Annotated in this window: 1 protein-coding gene; it reads left to right on the top strand. The window is 72.5% G+C overall.

The genetic code is table 11. The features are described from left to right. The first annotated feature begins 296 nt into the window (after window positions 1–296). Complete coding sequence (locus O3Q52_RS52825) at window positions 297–1,580, top strand: ATP-binding protein (RefSeq protein WP_269655507.1); 1,284 nt, start codon at window positions 297–299, stop codon at window positions 1,578–1,580. The last annotated feature ends 88 nt before the right edge of the window (window positions 1,581–1,668 follow it).

The following is a 1,668-nucleotide window of genomic DNA, read 5'->3' as shown; positions in this document are numbered from 1 at the left end:
GGCGCACGCCGCGGGCACGGTGTCCTGCGGCTCCGCCCCCGGGATTCCGCTCCCGGCCGGGCCGGAGCCGGGTCCCGGACCCGCCGCGGCGTGCTGGTGATCTGTCATGTGTCCATGGTGACGGCCGCGACGGCCGGACGGGAGTCGGTACGACCCTGGCCGAACCCTGAAATCGACCCTGGGCCGGACCCTCACACGGTGATCACCGGGAGGACTCCGAGCCGATTCGAAGATCAGGGGACTCTAGGGGGTCGACCCTGATGCCCGGCGCCCTCCGGCGTGTGAACATCGATGGCATGCCGGAAGCCGCAACCCTGACCGTCGAGGACCCGCGGCCGCCGCGCAAGCTCTACCGCAGCAGTGACGGACGCTGGCTCGGAGGGGTGGCGCGGGGGCTCGCGGGCCATCTCGGGCTGCCCGTGATCTGGGTGCGGCTGGTCTTCGTCGGACTGATGATGGCGGACGGCCTCGGCGCGTTGCTGTACGCGGCGTTCTGGTTCTTCGTCCCGCTCGGCATCGGCGGTGTGGACGCCGAGCGACCCCCCGCCCTCGCCACCGAGACATCGCCCGACGGCCGCCGCAGACTCGTCGCCCGCAAGCCCGACAAGGGTCAGATCGTCGCGCTGCTCGCCATGGTCGTGGTGGCCCTGATCTTCGTCGGCAATGTGGACCTGAGCGGCGGAGCCAAGGCCTACCTCTGGCCCACCGTCCTCGTGGGCGCGGGCGTCGCCCTGGTCTGGCGCCAGGCGGACAACGCGCGGCGGGCCCGCTGGATGGAGGTCGGCCGCCGTAAGCGCACGATCACCCTGCTCCGCTCCGCGGCCGGCGTCCTGCTCGTCGCCACGGGCGTCTCCGCGATCTTCGTCCTCCAGGGCTCCGCCGCCCACCTCGGATCGGTCCTCCAGGCCGCGCTCGCGGTCCTCGTCGGCATAGCGCTGCTCGCCGGTCCGTATCTCGTCCGCATGACCCAGGACCTCTCCGAGGAGCGCCTGATGCGCATCCGCGCCCAGGAGCGGGCGGAGGTCGCCGCCCACGTCCACGACTCGGTGCTGCACACCCTGACCCTGATACAGCGGAACGCCGAGAACGCGAACGAGGTCCGACGCCTCGCCCGCGCCCAGGAGCGCGACCTGCGCAACTGGCTCTACAAGCCCGAGGGCACCGGCAAGGACGAGGACGACGAGCCCGGCACGCTCGCGGAGGCCGTGAAGCGCAACGCCGCCGAGGTGGAGGACAAGCACGGCGTCCCCATCGAGGTCGTGGTCGTCGGCGACTGCCCGCTCGACGACCGGATCGGCGCCCAGATGCAGGCCGCGAGGGAAGCCATGGTGAACGCGGCCAAGTACGGTGGCGAGGGCGGCGCGGTGCAGGTCTTCGCCGAGGTCGAGGGGAGGACCGTCTTCGTGTCGGTCCGGGACCGCGGTCCGGGCTTCGACCTGGATTCGATACCCGGCGACCGCATGGGCGTCAGAGAATCGATCATCGGCCGCATGGAGCGCAACGGCGGTACGGCGCGGCTGCGCGCGGTGCCGGACGGCGGCACGGAGGTCGAGCTGGAGATGGAGAGGGCGGAGACATGAGCGACGCGAACGAACCGACCGGAGCGGTCGAGCCGGACGCCGGCACGACCGGCGCGGGCACGGCCGGCGGCCCTGCCGCGGCGACCGG

The sequence above is a fragment of the Streptomyces sp. ActVer genome (genome assembly GCF_027270795.1).
In the GTDB taxonomy this organism is placed as follows: Bacteria; Actinomycetota; Actinomycetes; order Streptomycetales; family Streptomycetaceae; genus Streptomyces; species Streptomyces umbrinus_A.
Note: the sequence above shows the minus strand (reverse complement) of the source record. Positions and strands in the feature narration are given on the sequence as shown.

What these genes read in the sequence shown, in the direction of transcription:
- O3Q52_RS52825 (WP_269655507.1), top strand. Translation starts at nt 297, where the DNA reads ATGCCGGAAGCCGCAACCCTGACCGTCGAGGACCCGCGGCCGCCGCGC.